The 21,002-nt window shown below is 38.1% G+C and carries 16 protein-coding genes; 4 read left to right on the top strand and 12 right to left on the bottom strand.

The features are described 5' to 3' along the window. Nucleotides 1-280: 280 nt before the first annotated feature. Genes DB41_RS08025 through DB41_RS08000 form a run of 6 tightly spaced genes read right to left on the bottom strand, consistent with a single transcriptional unit; the run spans nucleotide 281 to nucleotide 8,108 of the window. Nucleotides 281-952, bottom strand: a complete 672-nt coding sequence (locus DB41_RS08025; protein WP_155117627.1) for a Tfp pilus assembly protein FimT/FimU — start codon at nucleotides 950-952, stop codon at nucleotides 281-283. Continuing rightward, nucleotides 912-1,301 carry a type II secretion system protein gene (locus DB41_RS08020; protein ID WP_039386176.1) on the bottom strand — a complete coding sequence of 130 codons (390 nt, stop codon included), beginning with the start codon at nucleotides 1,299-1,301 and terminating at the stop codon, nucleotides 912-914. The genes DB41_RS08025 and DB41_RS08020 overlap by 41 nt, the downstream gene beginning before the upstream one ends. Nucleotides 1,302-1,321: 20 nt before the next feature. After that, a complete protein-coding gene (locus DB41_RS08015; RefSeq protein ID WP_039386174.1) occupies nucleotides 1,322-2,506 on the bottom strand; it encodes a type II secretion system F family protein in 1,185 nt (394 codons plus the stop codon). Between the two features lie 4 nt (nucleotides 2,507-2,510). Continuing rightward, the gene (gene gspE / locus DB41_RS08010; RefSeq protein ID WP_080502464.1) at nucleotides 2,511-4,139 is read right to left on the bottom strand and encodes a type II secretion system ATPase GspE; all 1,629 of its coding nucleotides are present in this window, start codon (nucleotides 4,137-4,139) and stop codon (nucleotides 2,511-2,513) included. Continuing rightward, nucleotides 4,126-6,705 (bottom strand): type II secretion system protein GspD, encoded by a 2,580-nt coding sequence (locus DB41_RS08005; RefSeq protein ID WP_039386173.1) that lies wholly within the window; start codon nucleotides 6,703-6,705, stop codon nucleotides 4,126-4,128. Before DB41_RS08005 ends, gspE begins: the two co-directional genes overlap by 14 nt. Further along, entirely contained in the window at nucleotides 6,702-8,108 is a 1,407-nt protein-coding gene (locus DB41_RS08000; protein WP_052244028.1) for a hypothetical protein, read from the bottom strand. The genes DB41_RS08005 and DB41_RS08000 overlap by 4 nt, the downstream gene beginning before the upstream one ends. A 365-nt stretch (nucleotides 8,109-8,473) precedes the next feature. On the opposite strand from DB41_RS08000, the gene DB41_RS07995 reads away from it, so the two are divergent. From DB41_RS07995 to DB41_RS07985, 3 genes are all read left to right on the top strand, one after another. Then, nucleotides 8,474-8,881 (top strand): hypothetical protein, encoded by a 408-nt coding sequence (locus DB41_RS07995; protein WP_039386172.1) that lies wholly within the window; start codon nucleotides 8,474-8,476, stop codon nucleotides 8,879-8,881. Between the two features lie 333 nt (nucleotides 8,882-9,214). Then, a complete protein-coding gene (locus DB41_RS07990) occupies nucleotides 9,215-10,606 on the top strand; it encodes a Na(+)-translocating NADH-quinone reductase subunit A (RefSeq protein ID WP_039386170.1) in 1,392 nt (463 codons plus the stop codon). 980 nt (nucleotides 10,607-11,586) lie between these two features. Further along, entirely contained in the window at nucleotides 11,587-12,933 is a 1,347-nt protein-coding gene (locus DB41_RS07985; RefSeq protein WP_039386169.1) for a hypothetical protein, read from the top strand. A 329-nt stretch (nucleotides 12,934-13,262) separates the two neighbouring features. Here DB41_RS07985 and DB41_RS11375 read toward each other — a convergent pair whose 3' ends face one another. The 6 genes from DB41_RS11375 to DB41_RS07960 form a co-directional block, all read right to left on the bottom strand. Further along, nucleotides 13,263-13,430: an F-box-like domain-containing protein gene (locus DB41_RS11375; RefSeq protein WP_080502463.1), complete on the bottom strand. Its 168-nt coding sequence runs from the start codon at nucleotides 13,428-13,430 to the stop codon at nucleotides 13,263-13,265. Between the two features lie 329 nt (nucleotides 13,431-13,759). Further along, the gene (locus tag DB41_RS07980; protein ID WP_039386167.1) at nucleotides 13,760-14,137 is read right to left on the bottom strand and encodes an F-box protein; all 378 of its coding nucleotides are present in this window, start codon (nucleotides 14,135-14,137) and stop codon (nucleotides 13,760-13,762) included. Between the two features lie 145 nt (nucleotides 14,138-14,282). Beyond that, the gene (locus DB41_RS07975; RefSeq protein ID WP_039386165.1) at nucleotides 14,283-14,660 is read right to left on the bottom strand and encodes an F-box protein; all 378 of its coding nucleotides are present in this window, start codon (nucleotides 14,658-14,660) and stop codon (nucleotides 14,283-14,285) included. 145 nt (nucleotides 14,661-14,805) lie between these two features. Then, nucleotides 14,806-15,189, bottom strand: coding sequence for an F-box protein (locus tag DB41_RS07970; protein ID WP_039386164.1), 384 nt, complete (start codon nucleotides 15,187-15,189; stop codon nucleotides 14,806-14,808). 317 nt (nucleotides 15,190-15,506) lie between these two features. Further along, nucleotides 15,507-15,884, bottom strand: coding sequence for an F-box protein (locus tag DB41_RS07965; RefSeq protein WP_039386163.1), 378 nt, complete (start codon nucleotides 15,882-15,884; stop codon nucleotides 15,507-15,509). 316 nt (nucleotides 15,885-16,200) lie between these two features. Then, on the bottom strand, nucleotides 16,201-16,476 hold the full coding sequence (locus tag DB41_RS07960; protein ID WP_039386161.1) for an F-box protein: 276 nt from the start codon (nucleotides 16,474-16,476) through the stop codon (nucleotides 16,201-16,203). 1,172 nt (nucleotides 16,477-17,648) lie between these two features. Between DB41_RS07960 and DB41_RS07955 the strand changes: the two genes are divergently transcribed. Then, entirely contained in the window at nucleotides 17,649-19,787 is a 2,139-nt protein-coding gene (locus DB41_RS07955; RefSeq protein WP_052244027.1) for a YjbH domain-containing protein, read from the top strand. The last annotated feature ends 1,215 nt before the right edge of the window (nucleotides 19,788-21,002 follow it).

Here is a 21,002-nt window from a genome sequence, read left to right as displayed (position 1 = left end):
GCCCTAGGGGACGCCATCTGATTAGCTTTAAAAATTATCCTATAAGATCTTGTTATACCTTTTTGAGCTACTTCTTATGCAGCCCCGTACTTTATAAAATCCCTTGTGTTAAGTAAAAAGACAGCTTTTAGAGGATTGGATATGTAGACGGAGTTTTTTTAAACCGTATTACTCAATGTACTAGAATAATTTTTAGGCTATCTTCCCCGTGTATTGAATTTGCCTTCATCCTATCAAACGATGAAGGTTATTAGAATACTTTCTGCAGACCTAACGGGAATCATAAGTTATTACTTTTAGCTAATCTTTTCTCTTGAATTTCTTGCACCGTAGCATTGATGAGTTTTATTTCAAAATCGGCATTTTGCTTTTCCTTAGAGGTGAAGTCGGGGCTGTTAGTAAGAGCACTAACGATTGGCTGAGGATAACCAGGCAAGTAGATAAACCTTTCCAGTGTACCTGATGTGTTGCTTTGTGCATGCGTGGCCAGTCGCATCACTCCTTTACTCATGACTGAGCCCTTGGAAAAAAACCTAACATCTATTTTACTGGATTCATGATGGGTTCTATTTTCATCATAAAACTCAATCAGCTGAATGTAGTGCAAGGGTTTTTCTTTATTTGTCACAAGCTCTAATAACTTATCATCTAGATTACCCTCTACTTTAAGGCGCATGAGGTTAGCTTGGCTATGCTGAGCGCTCTCAAAGATAACATGCACATCAGCATTCATGATCAACATTAAGTTTTGAGCCAGCCTTAAGTAATCTACGACTAAGTCTGTTTCGGTCTTAAAGCGCTGTTCACGTAAAGCTTTATGAACATTAAAGCCTATTACTCCCAAGGTGAGCGCCAAGATTGCCATTACCATTAGCAGCTCTAAAAGGGTAATGAAACGCTTTTTGACTCGCTTACTTTTTGAATAGGGTCGCATGGCTTCTTTTATATTCATTATATTTATCCGAGGAGACATGGATAGCATTATTTTCAGAAGTGACTCTAAATTCGTGCCCCCAGCCATCTTTAATCAGATCATCAGGGTTTTTCACTAAAGGAGAGGCAATGATTACTTTCTTCCATTCAGAATCTAAGTGATCTAACAAAGCAGGATCTTCAGCGGCACTCAAATTTAAAATTGTTTCGATTTTGTCCATTGCTGCTCGCGTTTTAAAAGCTTTGCCCTCATCTAAGCTCCCTCGGTAGTTGTAAGTAATGACCCCCGCTATTAAGGCAATCAAAAACATCACAATCATAATTTCGATTAGAGTAATATATCTTTTTTTTAACACATGGAATTTCATGAAACCTCCTTAGAATGCAATTACATAGTCAATGAACTTACGTCTGTCAAGGGAAGCAAAATAGCTAATAGCACGACGCCAATAATGGTTCCCATCACAATTAATATTACAGGTTGTGCAAGCGCCATTACCCGCTCTAATGACTTTTCTATCTCATTTTCGTATATATCTGCCACCTTATTAAACATGGCAATCGCATTGCCTGATTCTTCACCTACTGCTAGCATGCGAGGAACTAGCTTAGGAATGTAACGAGAATGCATCAGTTCAGCACTCAGAGAACTTCCTTCAATAATCTTTCCTTCTGCCTTTTTTACCTCTTCTTCTAGCACAATATTATGCATCACTTCACGCGAAATGCGCAAAGAGTTGATGACGGGCAGTCCTCCTTGCTGCAGAGTTCCCATCGTGCGGCAAAAGCGCGCTACACAAGTTTGAATGATAAGTGTTTTAAGCAAGGGAACTTTGATCATGTTGCGTTCAAGCCAGAGTCTACCCTGGAGGCTACGTAAGAAGTGAACAAGATAGATAATCCCCGCTAGGGCTGAAGGTAGGGCAACCCACCAGTAACTTCTGAACCCTCGGCTCATTCCCAATACAAATTCTGTAAAGCCATTTAATTGGCGATCGACAAAGATACCCTCAATTGAAGGAACAACAAACCCTAGCAGCATAAGAATGATTAAAAATGAAAATGCAGCAAGGATAGCAGGGTAGACCATCGCGGTAATGATTTGCTTTTTTAATTTATTTTGCTTTTGCAATAATTGACTAAGTTTGTCCAGGACTATATCTAAAGCTCCTACAGCTTCTCCTGCCGTGATCATGGAACAATAAAGTTTATCAAAGCTATCAGGGAAGTTACCCATGCTTTGTGAGAGCGATTGACCAGCTTTGATCTGTTCGCAAAGGCTTAAAACTACACGATGGCAGGAATCTGTACGGTATTGCTCTTCTAAGGCTAATAAGCTTTCATAGAGAGGGACTCCTGCACTGACTAATTGAGAGAGCTGTAAAGTAAAAGCTAAAAGAGTGTCACCTTTAAGGTTTTGCTTTTTAGAAATGGTTGTACGCAAGGCAAGCTTTTTTAACATGGTGCCTTGGCTGCGCAGCTTTTCCTTAGCTTCTTTTTCAGTTTGCGCTTCAATCAATCCGGCGCGTTTTTTACCCAACGAGTCAAGGGCTTCATAACTATATAAGGGCATAAAGTTAGCCCTCCTCAATGCCACGGGTGGTACGTAAAACTTCAGCGACAGTGGTAATCCCTTGTTTAGTTAGCATGCTGCCATGACTTAATAGACTCATCATGCCTGCATGCAAAGCCACTCTTCGGAGTTCTACCGCGTCAGGGCTTTTAACGATTTGCTGCTTGACGGCATGGTTAACAAGCATTAATTCATAAATACCATGGCGTCCTTTATATCCTGAACCATAGCATGCCTGGCAGCCTGTACCATGGAAAAGATGCCCTTCCGATAAATTTTCTCTTTTTAAGCCTATATTTTGTATTTCTTGGTCTGTAGGAGTATAAAAAGTTTTGCAATGGGAGCATATTTTGCGTACAAGACGTTGGGCTAGTACGCCAATAATACAAGAGGAGAGTAAGTAGGGCTCTATGCCCATATCCACAAGACGGGTGATGGCAGAGGGAGCGTCATTGGTATGAAGAGTACTCAATACAAGATGGCCGGTAAGAGAAGCTTGAATAGCAATCTCTGCGGTTTCTTTATCGCGGATTTCGCCAATCATGATGATGTCTGGATCTTGCCTTAAGATATGCCGTAAGCCTGTGGCAAAATCTAACTTGATTTTTGGATGGACTCCTATTTGTGCGATCCCTTTCAAATTATACTCTACAGGATCTTCAATCGTCATGATATTGGTTTCATCATTATACATCTCACAAATAGCGCTATATAATGTCGTGGTTTTACCACTTCCGGTAGGTCCAGTCACAAGAATAATGCCTTCAGGAACGGCAATTAATTTTTTAAAGTCCTTATAACAATTAGGGGGCATGCCAATTTTATCTAGCCCTAAAATGACATTACCTTTATCAAGAATACGCATGACAATACGCTCTCCTCCAGATACAGGAACTGTGCTGACGCGAAAGTCAATCTCACGGCGTCCCATCTTTAGCTTGAGGCGTCCATCCTGAGGAAGCCTATGCTCAGCAATGTCGAGCCTAGACATCACCTTTATACGGGTGAGCAACTGAGCTTGTTGATCAGGAGCAGGACTATGACGAGCTTGTAAGACTCCATCGATACGATATCTTACGCGTAAACCATTTTCAGAAGGCTCAAAATGGATATCGGAGGCGCCTTGTTGGATAGCTTCTGTTAAAATTAAGTTGATAACTTTAACGATAGGGGCTTGATGCTGGCTATTGTCTAAAAGGTCATATATTTCAATTTCAGCTTCTACCCGTTCATCACCGCGCGTGAGGTGAGCGAGCATTTCCGAAGCTTCACCATGTTCTAAATTATAGCAATCATTGATCGAAGCAAGGATCACATCTTTAGGGCAATAAGCGGCTTTAATTGTCTTGTTAAGGATAAGACGCAATTCTTCTAAAGCTTCAAGATGTAAGGGATCCGCTATAACGACTAACACCGTCTCTTTATCTTCTTGAAGAGGAAGGATAAAATTTTTCTTAGCAAAAGTGTAGGGGGTTTTTTTTATTAGTTCTTTAGAGATACGGAAGGAGGAAAGATCATTATAAATAACCATGCCGAATTGAAGAGCAAGATGGCGATTATGGTCATCATTTTGCTTGGGCGATTCTTTTTTTGAATGCAGTGAGCCTGAGGTTATATATTTATCTTCCGTCATATTCTCCCAAAGGTAAAGGCTCGCAGCGCTCTTGTTCTCTTCCAAAGAGAAGCTGTACCGTGCCCCGTAATAAGCGATCTTTTTCCGCATTCTTTGCTTCTTCAAGGGCATACAAGAAAGAAGGAATATCTCCTGGACGGCGTGTAAGCTCTCTATAGCGATAAAGCTCAAGATCTTCTTTGGGGTCAGCAACAATTTTGGGAGTAATACAGATAAACATCTCTACACTATTATCCGTCATTGCAGTCGAGCTAAAAAGCTTGCCCAGGCCAGGAATTTCTCCTAAAAAAGGGATAGAATCTTTAGCATCATCGGTAATTTTTCTTCTTAACCCCCCTAAAATAACGGTTTGGCCGTCAGGGATGCGGACTTCATTGTTAATCACTCGCCTAGTTACATCAGGCTGTGAGGGATTAAGGCCACCATTAATTGTTTCAAAGACCAGATCTGTTTGGAGTGTAATAGAATCGCCTTCCTCCTCATGATCGTCAAAATTGCTATTAGGCTCTCCCCCTAACCCTTCGTGGCTCGTATGGATGATAGGAGTGATGTCAATTCTAATCCCGTACCGTGCACGAGCGAAGGTGTTGTTAAGGGCAGTGGTATTAGTTACAGGGGTAATGATCACCCCTGTATTAACAGTGATCTCATCTTCGATAGCGATGTGGGCCTGCGTTTGATTTAAAGTCAATACTGAGGGGCTGGCGTTGATAGAAATATCTTCTTGTGAAATTAAAAATTGATACACTGCATCATATGCAGGAATCCTACTTGATTTTTTTCGATTCATAAAAAAGGTGGTAATGCCCCTATTATCAGGCAGGATTTTATTAACGAGAGGTTGGAAAAAGTTAACATTATAGTCTAAGCCGGTTGCATGGGCATTTAAAGCATCCGAGCCAATCTTTAATAAATTTAAGCCAATATTATCCTGGTTGCTAATCCTTTTTTCAAAAAGAAGAATCTCGATCTGTACCATTTTTTTAGGAATATCTAATTTTCTAATTAATTCCTTAAGCTTGGGAAGAAGCTCAGCTTCTACCACCATGACAATGGCTCCTGTTTTTGGGTCCACTATAAAGTTGGTACGGCCCCCATTAGGATCGATAGCACGGTTGTTTTCTTCGTAAGGATCTGGATTAACGATATAACGATCGTTTAAATAGTAACCTCCCTCAAAAGCATTGAAAGGAGAGCCGTTATTTAATTCTTTTTTCCCATTCGAGGAGGCAGCAAGCTCAGGAGAAGATGATTCAGAGAAAGCTTGATTATCAGTGCGCATGCCTGGACGTTGCTGAACCATCAGAGCATAGACTTTGAGAAGAATATCGGCTAATTTAAGAGGATCAGAGTGGCGTGTGGTATACCAATGGATGACTTTTTCGCTAACTCCTCCCATGTGGCTTTCTACTTCGCAAATAATTTTTTCCGCTCTTTTAATCTCTTCGTTGGTTCCATAAAGAAAAAGAGCGGGAGTCAAGTTGCTAAGAGGAATAATACGCAGGCTGTTAGCTTCTACAGTCGAGCTGTTATTTTCGGAAGAAAAGTTGTTGGCTACGCGTGCAAGATCTAAGTGAGCAGATGTTTTTTCATTTCTTTCAGAAATTTTTCCCAGGGAAGGAGAGGTTCCCGAGAGTTGCTCGAAAACAGCGGAGAGAACTTTACTCATCTCTTCCGCCGCAATACGTTTTAAAGGGATGAGTTTATATTCTTTATCTCCCCGGTTGGCAGAGATAAAGTCATAGAGCTTGAGCAGTTCTTGAAGGTCTATCTTAGGTGCTACCACTAAAATGTCTCGACCAATCAACTGAAGAACGGTAGTGGTAGGGTTGATAAATTTATCTAAAAAATGCCAAACACGTTTGATTTCGGCAGCTTCAGGGGAAAGCATAAAAAGAACACGTGCTTCTGCAGGTAGAAGGTCTAACTCTTCTCGCTTATTAGTAATCATCTTTAAATTCGATCTATCTTGCTTAAGAAAATAGAGTTGGCGCAGGTAAGCATTTAACTGTTTAAAACCTATGCCGTTTTGTACAAGAATTAATTCCAACATTTCATCCCACGAGGCCCGGGGAATAGGGAGATTAGAATCCACACTTAATTTTACTGTTGCAATCTCAGGAGAAAGCAAATAAACATAATTTTGAGAACCATAGTCGATAACAAGTTGCCCAATATTAGTGTCAGGTTGATGCCATAAAGAGTAACCTTCTGTAGCCGCCATTTCAGCCGACAGTTGCTGCCACCCTTTTTGGGCATCTTGAATGCTTTTACGTAAGGTGTTAATTTGAGTTAAAAGCTTGTGGTAAGCTTCTTCAGGAGCATTCATGCTGTAGAGCTTTTCCACTTCTGCATATAAATCGCGTAGCTGGCTTTGTTGCTCTTTTAGCTCATGATTGATCTCCCTTAAATATTCTTGCATCTCTGGATGGAGATCATTACTGTTTTGCGTAAAACTAGCTTTTTTCTCAGCAATTGTTTGCCCCCATAAAGGTGATAATACCCTTGTTAAGAAAATAAAAATGCTTAATAGAGAAAAGCAAAAGAAATTTTTAGTTGTTTTCATAAGCTATTCAAGGGTTCCAGAGTTTTTTCAGTTTCAAATCTTTTAGATATTATAGGGAGAGGTGGGGGAGCATTTAGATCCGCAGGGGAAGAGGTTGGCGGCAAAGAGTTATTGGAGGGTAGATCTTTTTCCTTTCCTTCTGCTTTTCTTCTACCTAAAAATGCAGAAGTAATAGGAAGCTCTAAGGGTTTAGCTTCCGAACGCGACGAATTATAAAGAGTACCTACTAACAATTGTTGCTCATTTTTACGTTCGATACCCCCAAATATGAATAATATGCCCACCAATTTGCGGGAGACATAGTCATCAACCTCTTGAGGCTTACTTAATTTTTTCCATCCGCTACTGGTTAAGATTAACCAATCTTTAGGCTTTAATAATATTCTTTTCTTACTAATCTCAAAAACAAATTGAGAATGGGTATGGGATCCTAAAAATTTAAAATTTTGTAAGGCATTCTGAGGCATCCAAGGTTCAGAAGATTTTAGAAGATTAAGAGCTATCTTGGAACGCCCCTCTATATCCCAAAGCTCTAGTTGCATCAAACGATCATCAATTTTTTTGATAATTAATAACGGGTAACCTAAAGAATCCATACCTGGCTTGACAAGTTTCCATTGCTCCTCTTTCCATATCAATGTATCCCCTAAGCCAACAAAAAGTGAATAAACCCCTTCGCCTTCGCCAAAATCAAGCCTTTGTTTACCCATATTTAGGCTATGCTCGCTACCTCCATGATCTTCTAAAAAACGATCTGTACCATACCATCGTGCTTTTTGGCGGGCTAATAAGCTACCGTCAACACGCCACTTTCCTATTTCCCAGGGAACATGCGTACGCACATATTCTTTTTTAGGCAAAGTAAACTCAGCGTAAGAGCAAGGTTCTTGAATGATCTGACCTTTATCATCTATCATATTGACTTTTATGCTAGCGTCTTGATCGTTTGCTGTAGCTTGAAGCCAAAGAGGGGTTGGGAGATTGTCGGGATTGAACACGTATTGCGAAGGATTTGCCTGGCGATTATAAGAAATATACATTTTCTCTGCCGGGGAAATTGAGGAAACCGAAGGGTTTCCATTAAAAGCAAAATGAAGCAAAGGGAGAGCTTCTTTTGCATCGGGTCGATCATTTGTGCCGTAGTAAATTAGATGTTTGCGTAGATCGGGTAACTGCAGGGTAATAGGAAAGTGTTTTAGCTGGAGAATGGAATGCCTGATTGCATCGTAAGCCTCTTGTGTTTGACTGTAGCAGCTTCTGGGTAAGTTTCTTTTTATATCAGTAAGCGTGTTGACTGGAATTTCAAGAGGACGAGTCCAGCGATAAGCTAAAGCACTTATCAAGAGTGCTATAACTGTAAAAGTCATTGCTAAATTAACGCCAAAAAGCCATTTTTTTTCCATATCACACTTTATAGTTACCAAGGAAGAATTATAACGGATCCCCCTCATTTTGATGGAGAAATTTTATTAGATTTATGAAATTTAGTGGGTTATATGAGTGAAAGAAAGCTTTATAGAAAATTTTAATGAAAAGCCTTAAATATCTCCTTTATATTGTTTAAGAATTTCCTAGTAGGGGATAGAGAAATAAAAATTAGTAGATAGATTTTAGCCTATTTACAATTAGGAGCTTAGGAAGATTTGACTTGAAGCATGCCTATTGTAAAGGTTAATTTACTTTCTTTTATCAATTATTTTATTGAATATTTCTTGAAACCTGATCTATATTGACAAACAAGTAATAATACTACCGATAAGGGGGTTAAATGAACGCTGGCGAAGAGAGTAAAGATCCATCTCAAGAGAGTATCCGTGAAGTAGAGACAGAGCATCCTAAGAAGGGAGAGAAGAAAATACATGGTTTGATCGATTTTGCTAAGACTAACACGAAAGATTCCATTGCTTATATTATTATGATTTTAGGCATTATTCTCTTGTTTTTTGAGCAATTTTCAGGAGGGATGCTGATAGGGATTATTTCGGGACTTTATTATTCTGTAGAAATTCAAGATCTTTTTAGCCACTTTAATGAGTTTATTGATGAGCAAGGAATCGTGAGGGGAATTGTGCTAGGAGTTGTGGCTATTGCCCTATTTATTTCTGCTCCAGGGATTTTTGTAGGGGCCCTATTAGCGGTCATTATAAAATATCTTTTTAGCCCTAGTAGCGCATAAATTTTTTAGCCTACACATTACCTACTAAACCTATAACTCATGATTTAACTTTCAAAAAGAATAAATTTTTATGAGTTTTTAGGTTTTTGTTTTTCCCCAATTGGCTAAAGTTCGCGCTAAAAGTTTATTAAAAAGAGTAGCGAGCTGCATGTAGCTTTTGCTTTTAAATTAAAAGTAAAGGGCAAATAAGGGATCAATAAGGTGAGCGTGACAAGAGATAAAGTTTTGTTTAACCTTAAAAAATTCTCTTAAGCTTTCTTGAATGCTTGCTAAAAACTATTCTTTTCAGTAATTTCCCCATTAATTTGCTATATTTTTTTGAGGCATCCATTCATGGCATATATAAAAATAACAAGAGGCTTAGATATCCCTCTAAGTGGGAAACCTAACGAGCATGCGCATTCTTTATCCTCTGCAAGCCAAGTAATTTCTTTGGATGCTCCCTCTACAGTTTCTTTGGATTTAAAACCTTTTGCTGACCTGAAATTTAAGCTTCTTATTAAACAAGATGAAGCTGTCAAAATAGGGCAGCCTCTTGTAGAAGATAAGGGATGTCCTGGGAGAATGTTTGTTGCCCTTGCTTCAGGAGTTATTAAAGAAATAAGACGGGGGTATAAAAGGAGCTTACAAGAGATTATAATTACTGTAAGTGAAGACGAACCTTTTGCCGAGCGTCCTGTTAAACCTCTTGAAGCAATGTCTAGAGAAAATCTTATAGAGTTAATGAAAGAAAAAGGTTTTTTTTCTAGTATTCGTGTTAGGCCTTTTAATAATTTAGCCAATCCTCATAAGGCTCCGCGCTCTATCTTTGTCAAAGCAATTGAGTCGGCTCCTTATAATCCGCCGGCTGAAATGCAGGTGCAAGGCTATAAAGATGAATTTCAGCTAGGCCTAAATGCCCTTGCAAAGTTAACTACCGGTACAGTCCACTTAATTTATCGCGCAGGCTCTACATGTAAAGCTTTTATAGAAGCACAAAATGTTCAGCAACATACGGCTGAAGGGCCTCACCCTATTGGCAATGTGTCGGTACATATCCAAGCGTTAGATCCTATTAAAAGGGCCGATGATATTGTATGGGTAGTTAATGCCCAGCAGGTGGTAGCCTTAGGATATTTTTTAGCCCATGGTCGTTATCATATCGAACGTATCATCAGTATAGCTGGGCCCGGTGTTCTACCTGATCGCACAGGATACTTTAAAGTGCAAACAGGCTATCCCATTGCTTCTTTGTTAGCCGGACGCCTACAACCAGGCTGCCAACGTTTGATTTCAGGAGATCCTTTAACAGGACGCAAGGTAGAAGAAACCGGTTTTTTAGGCAGCGAAGATTATACCTGCTGTGTCTTTCCGGAAAATAACTCGCGAGAGTTTCTTCATTTTTTTAGATTAGGGATAAATAAATATTCTTTTAGCAAAGGTTATCTTTCCGGGCATTTAGCTAGATTTAAGAAAGACTATAGCTTTACAACCAATCAACACGGCGAGCAGCGCGCTTTCATTGATTCTACTCTTTATGACCAAGTTCAACCTTTAGCTATACCCACTATGCTATTAGTAAAGGCAGTCATGGCAGAGGATTATGAATTAGCAGAATCTTTAGGGTTGTTGGAGGTCTGTGGAGAGGATTTTGCTTTACCATCCTTTGTAGATCCTTCTAAAATAGAAATGGGAGAAATTATAGATCAGGGCTTAAAACGCTATGCAAGCGAGGTTTTAGCTTAACGTAAAACTGCCTAAAAGCTACAATTTATATGCTTGCAGATCTTTGTAAGGACTGAAAATAGGTTTAGGCATTTTTCTACCCGTGTTATTAAACTTTCGGCATCCTTTTTTAGTGTCAGCTCTTAGATGGCGTGTTTATAGATACCTTTGAAGTGTCTACACAAATATGCCCTTCATGCTTCTCAACCTTTTTGCTTTATCTTATTAAGCTATTACCTTCTTATTATTTTAATTGACAGGTCAGGAGGGTGGTAGCGTTCTTTCGTTTATCTTCAACTTAAATCAGTAGTGTCATTTGGCAGCAAAAAAGCAACGGAAATAGAAGGTAAACGCTCTCTTTAAAAAATTATTATAAAGTTGTTAGGGGGCTGGATAGCCATGTTCCTTCATAATCCAATTTCTTCCTCTACAGCTTAAGTCTTAAGTATCTAGATCTGTTTTTAAAGAGTTGAGCCGGGGGGGTGAGGTAATAGGTCAAACGGGCTTTCTAATGACACAAGCTTTTACTCCCTTCCTTATAATTTTTAAAGCCAAAATTGTTTTTCTTTAACACGAAATCGTGCATTCCATACTTAACCTTAATCTTCTAACTTTCAAAAACATAAAAAACATTCCTTAAATTTAATTTCCGTATTTTTATCATTCGACCGTCTAAAAAATCACTAAGAAAAATAGGCTAGAAAGAATAGATTTTTCTTTTCCTCATTCATTGATTGCCTATGTTCACTTAAAGCTTTTTATCAGTCTAAGTAAGAGTTCTTTATAAGCGTATCGCTTTTCTAAATGTGACAACCTTAAGACTAGAGCTAAGAGGGTGGCTTAATTCGCTAACATTTCAGCAATTTATCCCTCAGCATCTTTCCGTCCTTCCCTATCTTTTTCTCTTGCTTGTAACAAACAAGCTGTTTTTCCCATCTTGGCATAGGAATTGCAAGAAAGGTACTGCTTTAAATTCATGTTCATTCAAGGAGAATAACATTATGGAACCAGATCTTTCTTTCAATTCAAGAAACGATTTAACCAATCACTTACTCAATTTTACTGCTGTAGCAAGTAATCTTTCGGAGGAAAGCCAGGCCTCAGGCTCTCTCCCGGCTCAAGTTATGGAGGCTAAAGTCATCATGATTGGCGAAATTCATGGGCAAGCAACGGAACAGATAGGTAAGCTTGTAAATGCGGTAGCTTCTCAATATTTAAGCGAAAATAAGGGTAAGGTTAAGCTTTTAGTAGAAGGAGATATAAACAAAAGAGCAGAGTACATAGCCTCATTAACTAGTGCTTTTCGGGAGCATATCCACATCTCATCGTGGGATACAGATGCATCAAAAGCACTAATAGAGTCTTTCTATAATAAGGTTGCTAGCCCTTTTCATATAAGTTTGTGCCATGCCTTTATGGTCTATTTATCTGATTCTTCTACAAGCAACAGGAGAGAAATAGAAGGTATGTTGCGTAGATCAACCTCTGTACTGATACCTGAATGGATAGAAGATAATAACCATTCATCATTACGTTCAAGTGTAGAAAGCTATTTAGATGACTTAAAAAGTCATTTACAAGAACTTCAATCTCATATCAATCAAAAGGAAGCATCCTTAAGCTTCTTATACTCTTTAAAGTTATATGTAAAAACGTTTCACGAAATGCTAAGAAAAATAACGATACAACCGATTCCTGAGCGTAATAGGGGAATGGTAGAAAATATTCAGCAAAGTTTAAGCTCTGCTGACAAAATTATAGTCATTGCAGGAAAGAGCCATCTTTTTGACTATGATACTTTTTCCGAAACAGAAAAGGTTTTTATCAAAGAGGGCATTCAAATGGTGAAGGAAAGCTTATCACAACCCGAAACTCCCTATATAATCCTGGATGCACCTTCATTAAATACTTTTACTGAAACAGAAGAGCACATTCAGACTCAACCTGTTCCTCCTGAATGGCTGAATGATTCTGTACCGCCCGATGCTGATAAGGGGGAATCGCAAGCGAGCAATAAAACAGAAGATCTCTCCCCCACAGAGATTATTTCTCATGCCTCTAGTTCTTCGATAGCTGCTGCAGAGCCCGATGAATCTCAGAAAGAAGAGATACAAGCTAGCAAAGCTTCAGCAGAAAGCGGCCAAGATGCCATCTATCAAGCACTTAGCATAAATATTGAGCGTATACAAGCAGTAGGTAACAGAGAATATCTAGCTTTACAATTTAAAGGAAGTTTTGATGCAATATGGGGAGAGATAGAAAGGAAAAATTTTATCGCTATGGAAGATGACACCATGTTGGCTAAACTTTTAACAGTTACTATAAACAGATTGCTTGAATTGAAATAAAGCCAAGCTCTTTAAGAGCGGAGAAGGAATTAAGGTAAACTTTTGATAACATTTTTGTCTTACTTGTTTAGACTCTATCTAGATAATTTTTTTGAAAAAGGAAAGCTTGAATGCTGCAGAATATGGAAAAAGTAAAATGGAAGATGAAGTATAAACTATTTTGTGTCTTTTTCAAAAATTTTTATCATAGAATGCTTTCTCTCAACTATTCAAGATACGGCGACTTAATCGGCAGGTTGCAAAATAGCTTTTTTCTTAAGGTCCCTTATCGGGTTAATATATTTCAAAATGTCTTTAATATAGGTTTTGCCCTAAGGCCTTGCCTTTGGCTAAATTTTCCATTGATGGCATGTTAGTTCAAGCTCAAGAAGGCAGAAAGCTTGCATAAAAGAAAAAATATGCAATAGCAGCTCATCGGGCAGCTGTTTTATAGATGTAACAGTAGAATCATTGGGGGAAATAGCCGTCCCATTTTTATGGTTATCAGCATTTGCCAATGTATTTACCCTCTTATCTCCTTAATTAGCGTGTTCGCAGGACATTTTGTATAAAGTATGTAAGCGGTCAAGGGGTATGCCTAGCTTTAGATGTGAGCCTGCGGGCATCTGTAAAGTCAAAAATGCTTGCAAATAGCTGTTTTTTCTATTTACCGCACTTATTGCTTTACGTTATTGCCTTAGCATCAAAAAATTAAGCAATGCTAATACTCGTGATCGCTTACTAAATTATTACTAACGGCAAACTCTGCTTCACTGCCTTTGCAGCGTGATTTGCTTTTGAAGGTAAAATTAAGAATATATTATTCTCTTCATGTATTTTACAGGTTTCATGGCAGACCTATATATTTTGCTAACTCAAAATTTCGCTCCACCTGTTTTAAGGACCCTAAAAATGTCATTGTTTTTTCATATCTGCGCTTTACTCGATGAGCTACAAAATAGCTCTCTTTGTAAGGCTTCTCATCAACCCAATATTTTTCGAAATGCTTTCGACCCAGCTCCTTCCATAAAGTCTCGTCCTCGGCCAAATTTTTCCATCGATGGCATGTCAGTTCAACTTCTAAGAGGTCGAAAGCTTGCAAAAAAGAAAAAATATGCAGTAGCAGCTCATCGGGCAGCTGTTTTATAGATGTAACAGTAGAATCATTGGGGGAAATAGTCGTCCCATTTTTATGGTTATCAGCATTTGTCAATGTATTTACCATTTTCTCTCCTTGATTATCATGTTTAAAGAACATTTTGTATAAACTATTAGCGGTTGCAAACTCCGCTTTAGTCTTGCTTGTAGGTTGATTTGCTTTCAGAGATAAGATTAAGAATTTATTATTCTCATCATCGGTTTTACAGATTTCATGGCAGACCTATATATTTTGCTAATTCAAGGTTATGCACATGTTTTATAGACCCTAAGAATGCCATTATTTTTTCATCTTCACGCTCTCCGTGAAGGGTGATAAAATAACTTTTTTTGTTAGATTCCCACCCCTCATGCCAATATATTTTAAGATGCTTTGGGTATAGGTTTTTCCATAAGGTCTTGTCCTCGGCCAAATTTTTCCATTGATGGCATGCCAGTTCAACTTCTAAGAGGTCGAAAGCTTGCAAAAAAGAAAAAATATGCAATAGCAGCTCATCGGGCAGCTGTTTTATAGATGTAACAGTAGAATCATTGGGGGAAATAGTCGTCCCATTTTTATTGATATCAGCATTCGTCAATGTATTTACCATCTTTTCTCTTTGATTATCATGTTTAAAGAACGTTTTGTGTAAACTATTAGCTGTTGCAAACTCCGCTTTACTCTTGTTTGTAGGTTGATTTGCTTTCGAAAATAAGGTTAAAAATTTATTATTCTGATCATATGTTTTACAGGTCTCACGGCAGACCTATACCCATATATATTCCTAGCTCAAAGTTTCTCTCCACCTTTTTTAAAGACCCTAAAAATGCCATTGTTTTTTCATATCTGCGCTTTGTTCGATGGGCTGCAAAATAGCTCTCTTTGTAAGGCTTCTCATCAACCCAGCATTTTTCAAAATGCTTTCGACAAAGATCCTTCCATAAAGTCTCGTCGTTGGCCAAATTTTTCCATTGATGGCATGTCAGCTCAACTTCTAAAAGGTCGAAAGCTTGCAAGAAAGAAAAAATATGCACTAGCAGCTCATCGGGCAGTTGTTTTATAGATGTAACAGTAGAATCATTGGGGGAAATAGTCGTCCCATCTTTATGGTTATCGGCATTTGTCAATGTATTTACCATTTTCTCTCCTTAATTAGCGTGTACGCAGGACATTTTGTATAAAGTATGTAAGCGGTCAAGGGGCATACCTAGCTTTAGATGTGAGCCTGCGGGCATCTGTAAAGTCAAAATTGCCTGCAAATAGCTGTTTTTTCTATCTCCTGCACTTATTAATCTACGTTATTGTTTTATCATCAGATAATTAAGAAATGTTAACCTGCGTGACCGCTTACTAAATTATTAGCAGCGACAAACTTTACTTCACTGCCTTTGCTAATTGATGTATTTTTGAAGGTAAGATTAAGAATTTATTATTCTCCTCATGTATTTTACAGGTTTCATGGCAGACCTATATATTTTGCTAACTCAAAATTTCTCTCCACCTTTTTTAAAGACCCTAAAAATGCCATTGTTTTTTCATATTCACGCTCTCCGTGAAGGGTGATAAAATAACTTTTCTTGTTAGATTTCCCCTCACGCCAATATATTTTAAGATGCTTTTGATATAGGTTTTTCCATAAGGTCTTGTCCTCGGCCAAATTTTTCCATCGATGGCATGTTAGTTCAACTTCTAAAAGGTCGAGAGCTTGTAGAAAAGAAAAAATATGCACTAGCAGCTCATCGGGCAGCTGTTTTATAGATGTAACAGTAGAATCATTGGGGGAAATAGCCGTCCCATCTTTATGATTATCAGCATTTGCCAAGATATTTACCATCTTATCTCCTTAATTATCATGTTTAAAGAACGTTTTGTATAAAGTATGTAAGCGGCCAAGGGGTATACCTAGCTCTAGATGTGATTCTGCGGGTATCTATAAAGCCAAAAATGCTTGTAAATAGCTGTTTTTTTATTTACTGCACTTATTAATTTACATTATTGCCTTAGCATTAAACTATTAAGCACTGCCAACTCTCGTGACGGCTTACTAAAATATTACCAGCGACAAACTTTACTTCACTGCCTTTGCACCGTGATTTGCTTTTGAAGGTAAGATTAAGAATTTATTATTTTCCTCATGCATTTTACAGATGTCATGGCAGACCTATACATTTTGCTAATTCAAGGTTATGCACATGTTTTATAGACCCTAAAAATGCCATTAATTTTTCATGTTCACGCTTTACTCGATGAGCTGCAAAATAGCTTTCTTTGAAAGGTCCCTCATCGGGCCCATATATTTCAAAATGCTTTTGATAAAGATTCTTCCATAAAGTCTCGTCATGGGCCAAATTTTTCCATTGATGGCATGTTAGTTCAACTTCCACGAGGTGGAAAGCTTGTAGCAAAGATAGGCAATAGCAGCTCATCGGGCAGCTGTCTTATAGAGATAACAGTAAATTTAGTAAGGGAAAATAATAAGCCTATTTGTATGGTTGCCAACATGTGCAGGTAAAAATCTGTTGTTGCTTTTTAATTAATCTGATTATTATTTTTGTTTTTTATTTTTTAAGTCAATATATTTTTGTTTAAAGCTTAAATAATGTGGTGCTTTTTTATAAAACGTTTAATAAGCTCGTCTCATAAAGGATGATTTGCCTCTTTTTTGTAGTCTTCTTCCTCTTCTAAGAAGGACTCTTGGGCATCTATGGCCTGAATGTACAATGATCGGTAGAAAGCTTATTTATTATAACGGCGATCTCTGTAAGTGGTTTTTATACCTTTTGGTAGTCTGTGATACATCTATGTTGGGTATCAGTTCATCGGCTTTACTGCTTTTTTTATTAGGTCACTTAAAAATAATTTTATGTGTTTCTAAGCAGACGGCTAGGTGAGTCTTACTTCATGTCCTCCGCTTAGTGTGGGCATGCTGGTATACTTTCCATTCCCCTCCGCCCTAAACCTTTACTCTACGCGAATCGAAGGTTATCTCTTTTGGACGCTTGCCACTTAACTTCTTCAAGTTTTTGCTCAAGTAGTTTAGCCCGCCTGTAGAGACGGATATAACCAGGAATGGGTAGCCACTAGGGTAGCAAAGCAATCAATAACAATAAAAATTTTTGTTGAACTTGGAAGAAGTAAATGCTAGCAGCATTATCCATCAACGCGCATAGGATAGCGTTATTAAGATAAGCCCTATCTTTGCTGGGCTTTTATTTTCCCGCTCTCCTTTAATAACTCTATCCCTAGGATTGTTAAGTTATGCTCCCTCTTGACTAAAGCTGCATTATACTTGGGCTAGCTGCATGGTAGGTGAGCTTTTTTGCATTATCTGCCTTTAAGTTTTATGAACTAGCAGACTAAACTTTATAGCTTTTAAGCGTTAAAGAGCCAACTTACTGCAGATTCTTTTTCCCATTTATGCAACAACGCTAGAGAGGAAAGTGATCAGCTTTCCCTCTTGCAATTTCCGTCATGAAGAATTATTCTTTTTTCTCAATATAAAAGCTTAACTTGGCTCATGACAAAAGCATCTTTTTTCTACAGATTAATATTTTTTTCGGCATGTGTACTCCCCTTTGTAGGGGGAGGGCCCATCTACATGAGTGCTGAAGATCAAGCTGAGAGGCTTTTTAACGATCTTATCGTTATTGAATATGTTAACCGTAAGCTTTCTGAAAAGATGCCTGTTACCTATGATTTTTATCAGCAGGGCGGTTATTTTAATATGCCCTCAGCACGTATGGGAGAATCAGGTGAAATAGGTGTAGGATATTCCCATGTCCATCCTTATAAAAACTTTAGCTTAAGAGCTCAACTATTTAGCAGACTTGAAGTCTCAGGAAGCTATAGGATCTTTAAGGGAGTGGCAGATCCCATTTTAACCCCTCTTGGTTTTGGAGATTTATCCGATAAGGGGGCCAATTTAAAATTTGCTCTCCTACTTCCTGAAGAGAGTGGCTATAAGCTGCCCGGTGTAGCTGTAGGCTTGCAAGACTTCATGGGAACTAAAAATTTTATAGCTAACTATATAGTCTTTACCCAAGTGTTACTTAACCAAAACTTGGAAGTAAGCTTAGGATATGGCACTAAGCGCTTAAAAAAATGGTTTGGAGGGATTGTGTGGATGCCTTTTCGGCAAAGTCAGCAAAATTACCTTAAAAATCTTGCTTTGGTTGCTGAATATGACGCTACCCCGTATAAAGATCCAGAAATAGAAAAGCATCCAAGAGGAAGGGTAAAAAAAAGCCCTATAAATTTTGGGCTTAAATATCGATTAGCAGACCAGTATGATTTGGCTGTTAGCTATATCAAAGGGCATACTTTAGCCTTTTCCCTATCGACTTTTTACAATTTCGGCACAACTAAAGGTTTTCTTCCTAAAGTTGGCACTCCTCTACCTTATAAGGCCCCCGTTAACCGTGAACCTATGGGAGAGCTAAGGCCTCCTTTTATTCTTGCTCAAGAACTTATCAATGCTTTTCGAGAGCAAGGTTTTGAAATCCTACAAATTAGGCTTGCTAATCAAAACACCTCTGTCTGTCGCCCAACGGCTTTGCGGATTCATTTAATCAATCGTCTTTTTCGTTCGGAATATGATGTGCAAGAGCAGCTGTCTTATCTTCTAGCTGGGCTGATCCCCAGCGATATAGAAAAAGTTAACATAGTCCTGGAATCGGACTTAGGTTTTCCTGTGCAAGAATATCAGTATCATATGAAATGGGTCAGACAATTTGGCGAGGGGAAAAGAGGCGCACAAGAATTAGATTTATTAACCCATAAAACAGAGCTTTCATCCTCACCGACAAGAGAAGATTTACAACTGTTCAAAAATACTCGCTCTGGCTTTAATTTTGAGCTGCTTCCTAAGACTCATTCTTTTTTTGGCAGTTCTCGTGGCAAAATGAAGTACTCGCTAGGATTAAACGCTGGCTTTAATGGCTTCTTGGCAGGAGATGTTTATTATAGTGTATTACTTGGATGGAATATTTTTTCTAATCTTCACCATATTTCTCCCGTTGATCGGTTGAATCCTTCGCATCTTATTCATGTGCGTACAGATATGATTCGCTATTTCCAACAAAAAGGATTAACTGTTGATGAGGCATATCTTCAAAAAAATTGGAATATGGGTAAAGGGTGGTATAGCCGAGTAGCTCTGGGGCTCTTTGAAGAGGAATATGGCGGCTTAGCGACAGAATTTTTATATTGCCCACTTAACAAGCCCTTGGCTGTAGGTATAGAAGGTGCTTTAGTTGGAAAGCGTGCATTAAATGGCGTTTGGTTTACGAATAAAATTCGTCAATTAAAGTTCTCTACTCCTCATTCTTACACGCTCACTCATAAAAAATTTATTGGCTCCCAATATTTTCTAAATCTTTATTATAATTGGGAGTGGGCGAATGTAAACCTTAAATTAAAAGCAGGAAAATTTCTTGCCAACGACTGGGGCATCCGCGGGGAAGTGTCTCGCAAATTTAAGAGTGGGCTTACTATCACTATTTGGTACACCCATACTAATGGCCATGATGTCATTAACGGTTCTGTTTATCATGATAAAGGGGTAGCTTTTTCTATGCCCTTGGATGTCTTCTATACCTGCTATGCTCGTGATTACTGGCGCTATGGGCTTTCTGCATGGCTACGAGATGTAGGAGTGACAGCTTTCACTGGCCGAGATCTTTATGACCTCATCCAAGTTGAGCGCTGGAAGATTTCTACTCAAAGCAGTCCTTTCTAAAGGATGAAGAGGATAGATATAAAAACCATTTATTTTAGCTTTCTTAAAAAAACTATCTCTATATAGATAGCTCAGGTGGTCTATTAGCCTTTCTGTAAATATCTCTCAATTCTGCTTTTTAAAGCCCAATGGCGTGATAAAACGAAAAAAATTAAAAAACAGACATAGAGAAGCTTTATGTAAAGCTTGGTTGCCTAAATTAGCAGGGTAAGAAATGGGCGCGTTTGTAAGATAAAAAATATCTGTATGGCTCCCCGAGTTTTTTACTAACTTTAAACCGTCTGTTGAAAGAAAAAATTAATACATACTTAAGCAGCTCTTTAGGTGAACATAATCCATATGAGAACCTGTTTTTAAGCAGAAAAGGAGCCTTTAAAGGATAAAAATTTTTTTTAGATTACATGTAAATATAGTGCATTTTAACAGAGATGGAGAATATTTTTAAACTTTTAGTACTTTTAATTTTAGTTTTATAGGAAGCTTGCCCCAGGACTTAAACTTCAAAAGTTTTTTTTAGATATTTCAAGCCGTTGAGTTTCCTTCAAGCTAAGAGGGTATCTCAAAACCCTTCTTTTAACTTATTAATCCGGCTTAACATCAGCTTAAACATTGATAAATAGATCTAGTACTACTACGTGTCAACCCCCTATGTTGTGTCTGAATTTTTGAATGCAATCCTTTAATAATTAATCACTTAGAAAATAACTTCAAAGTCGGGATTACCATTTGCCCTTTTTGCCAAGCTATTCACGACTCATCTAAAACGCTATTTTTTGATTCCTCTTAAATTTAACGTAGTAGTACTAGTTCTCCCTTATAAAGGATTAAGCTACGGATTTTAGAATTTCTTTAATAATGGGCACCAGAATAAAGGTAAAACAAGGCTTTTAAGACATCCTCTGAGCAAAAATGGTGGGAAATTAAAAATCTCTTTGCCTTAATTCCGATATTATTCATATATAATATAAATTTGTAAAAAGGAAAAAAGGATCGCTACCTCTCAATCTTGGTCTCCTTATTTCCTTTCTTAAAAAGAGACTTTTCTTAGGGTAAAGGATATGTATCAAATAATGGTAGGACTAGGGCTTTTAATAAGCTTTTGGCTATTAACGCCCCCTTCAGTTCAAACTGCAGAACTTAAGTTTAATATATTGAGTGAGTTGAATGGAAAGGGATTGGAAGCAGACCAAAAAATCCTTAGCAGGGCTCTTAAAG

The sequence above is a fragment of the Neochlamydia sp. TUME1 genome (assembly GCF_000813645.1).
Classification (GTDB): Bacteria; Chlamydiota; Chlamydiia; order Chlamydiales; family Parachlamydiaceae; genus Neochlamydia.
The sequence above is the reverse complement of the archived record's forward strand: the minus strand, read 5'-3'. Positions and strand labels throughout refer to the sequence as shown.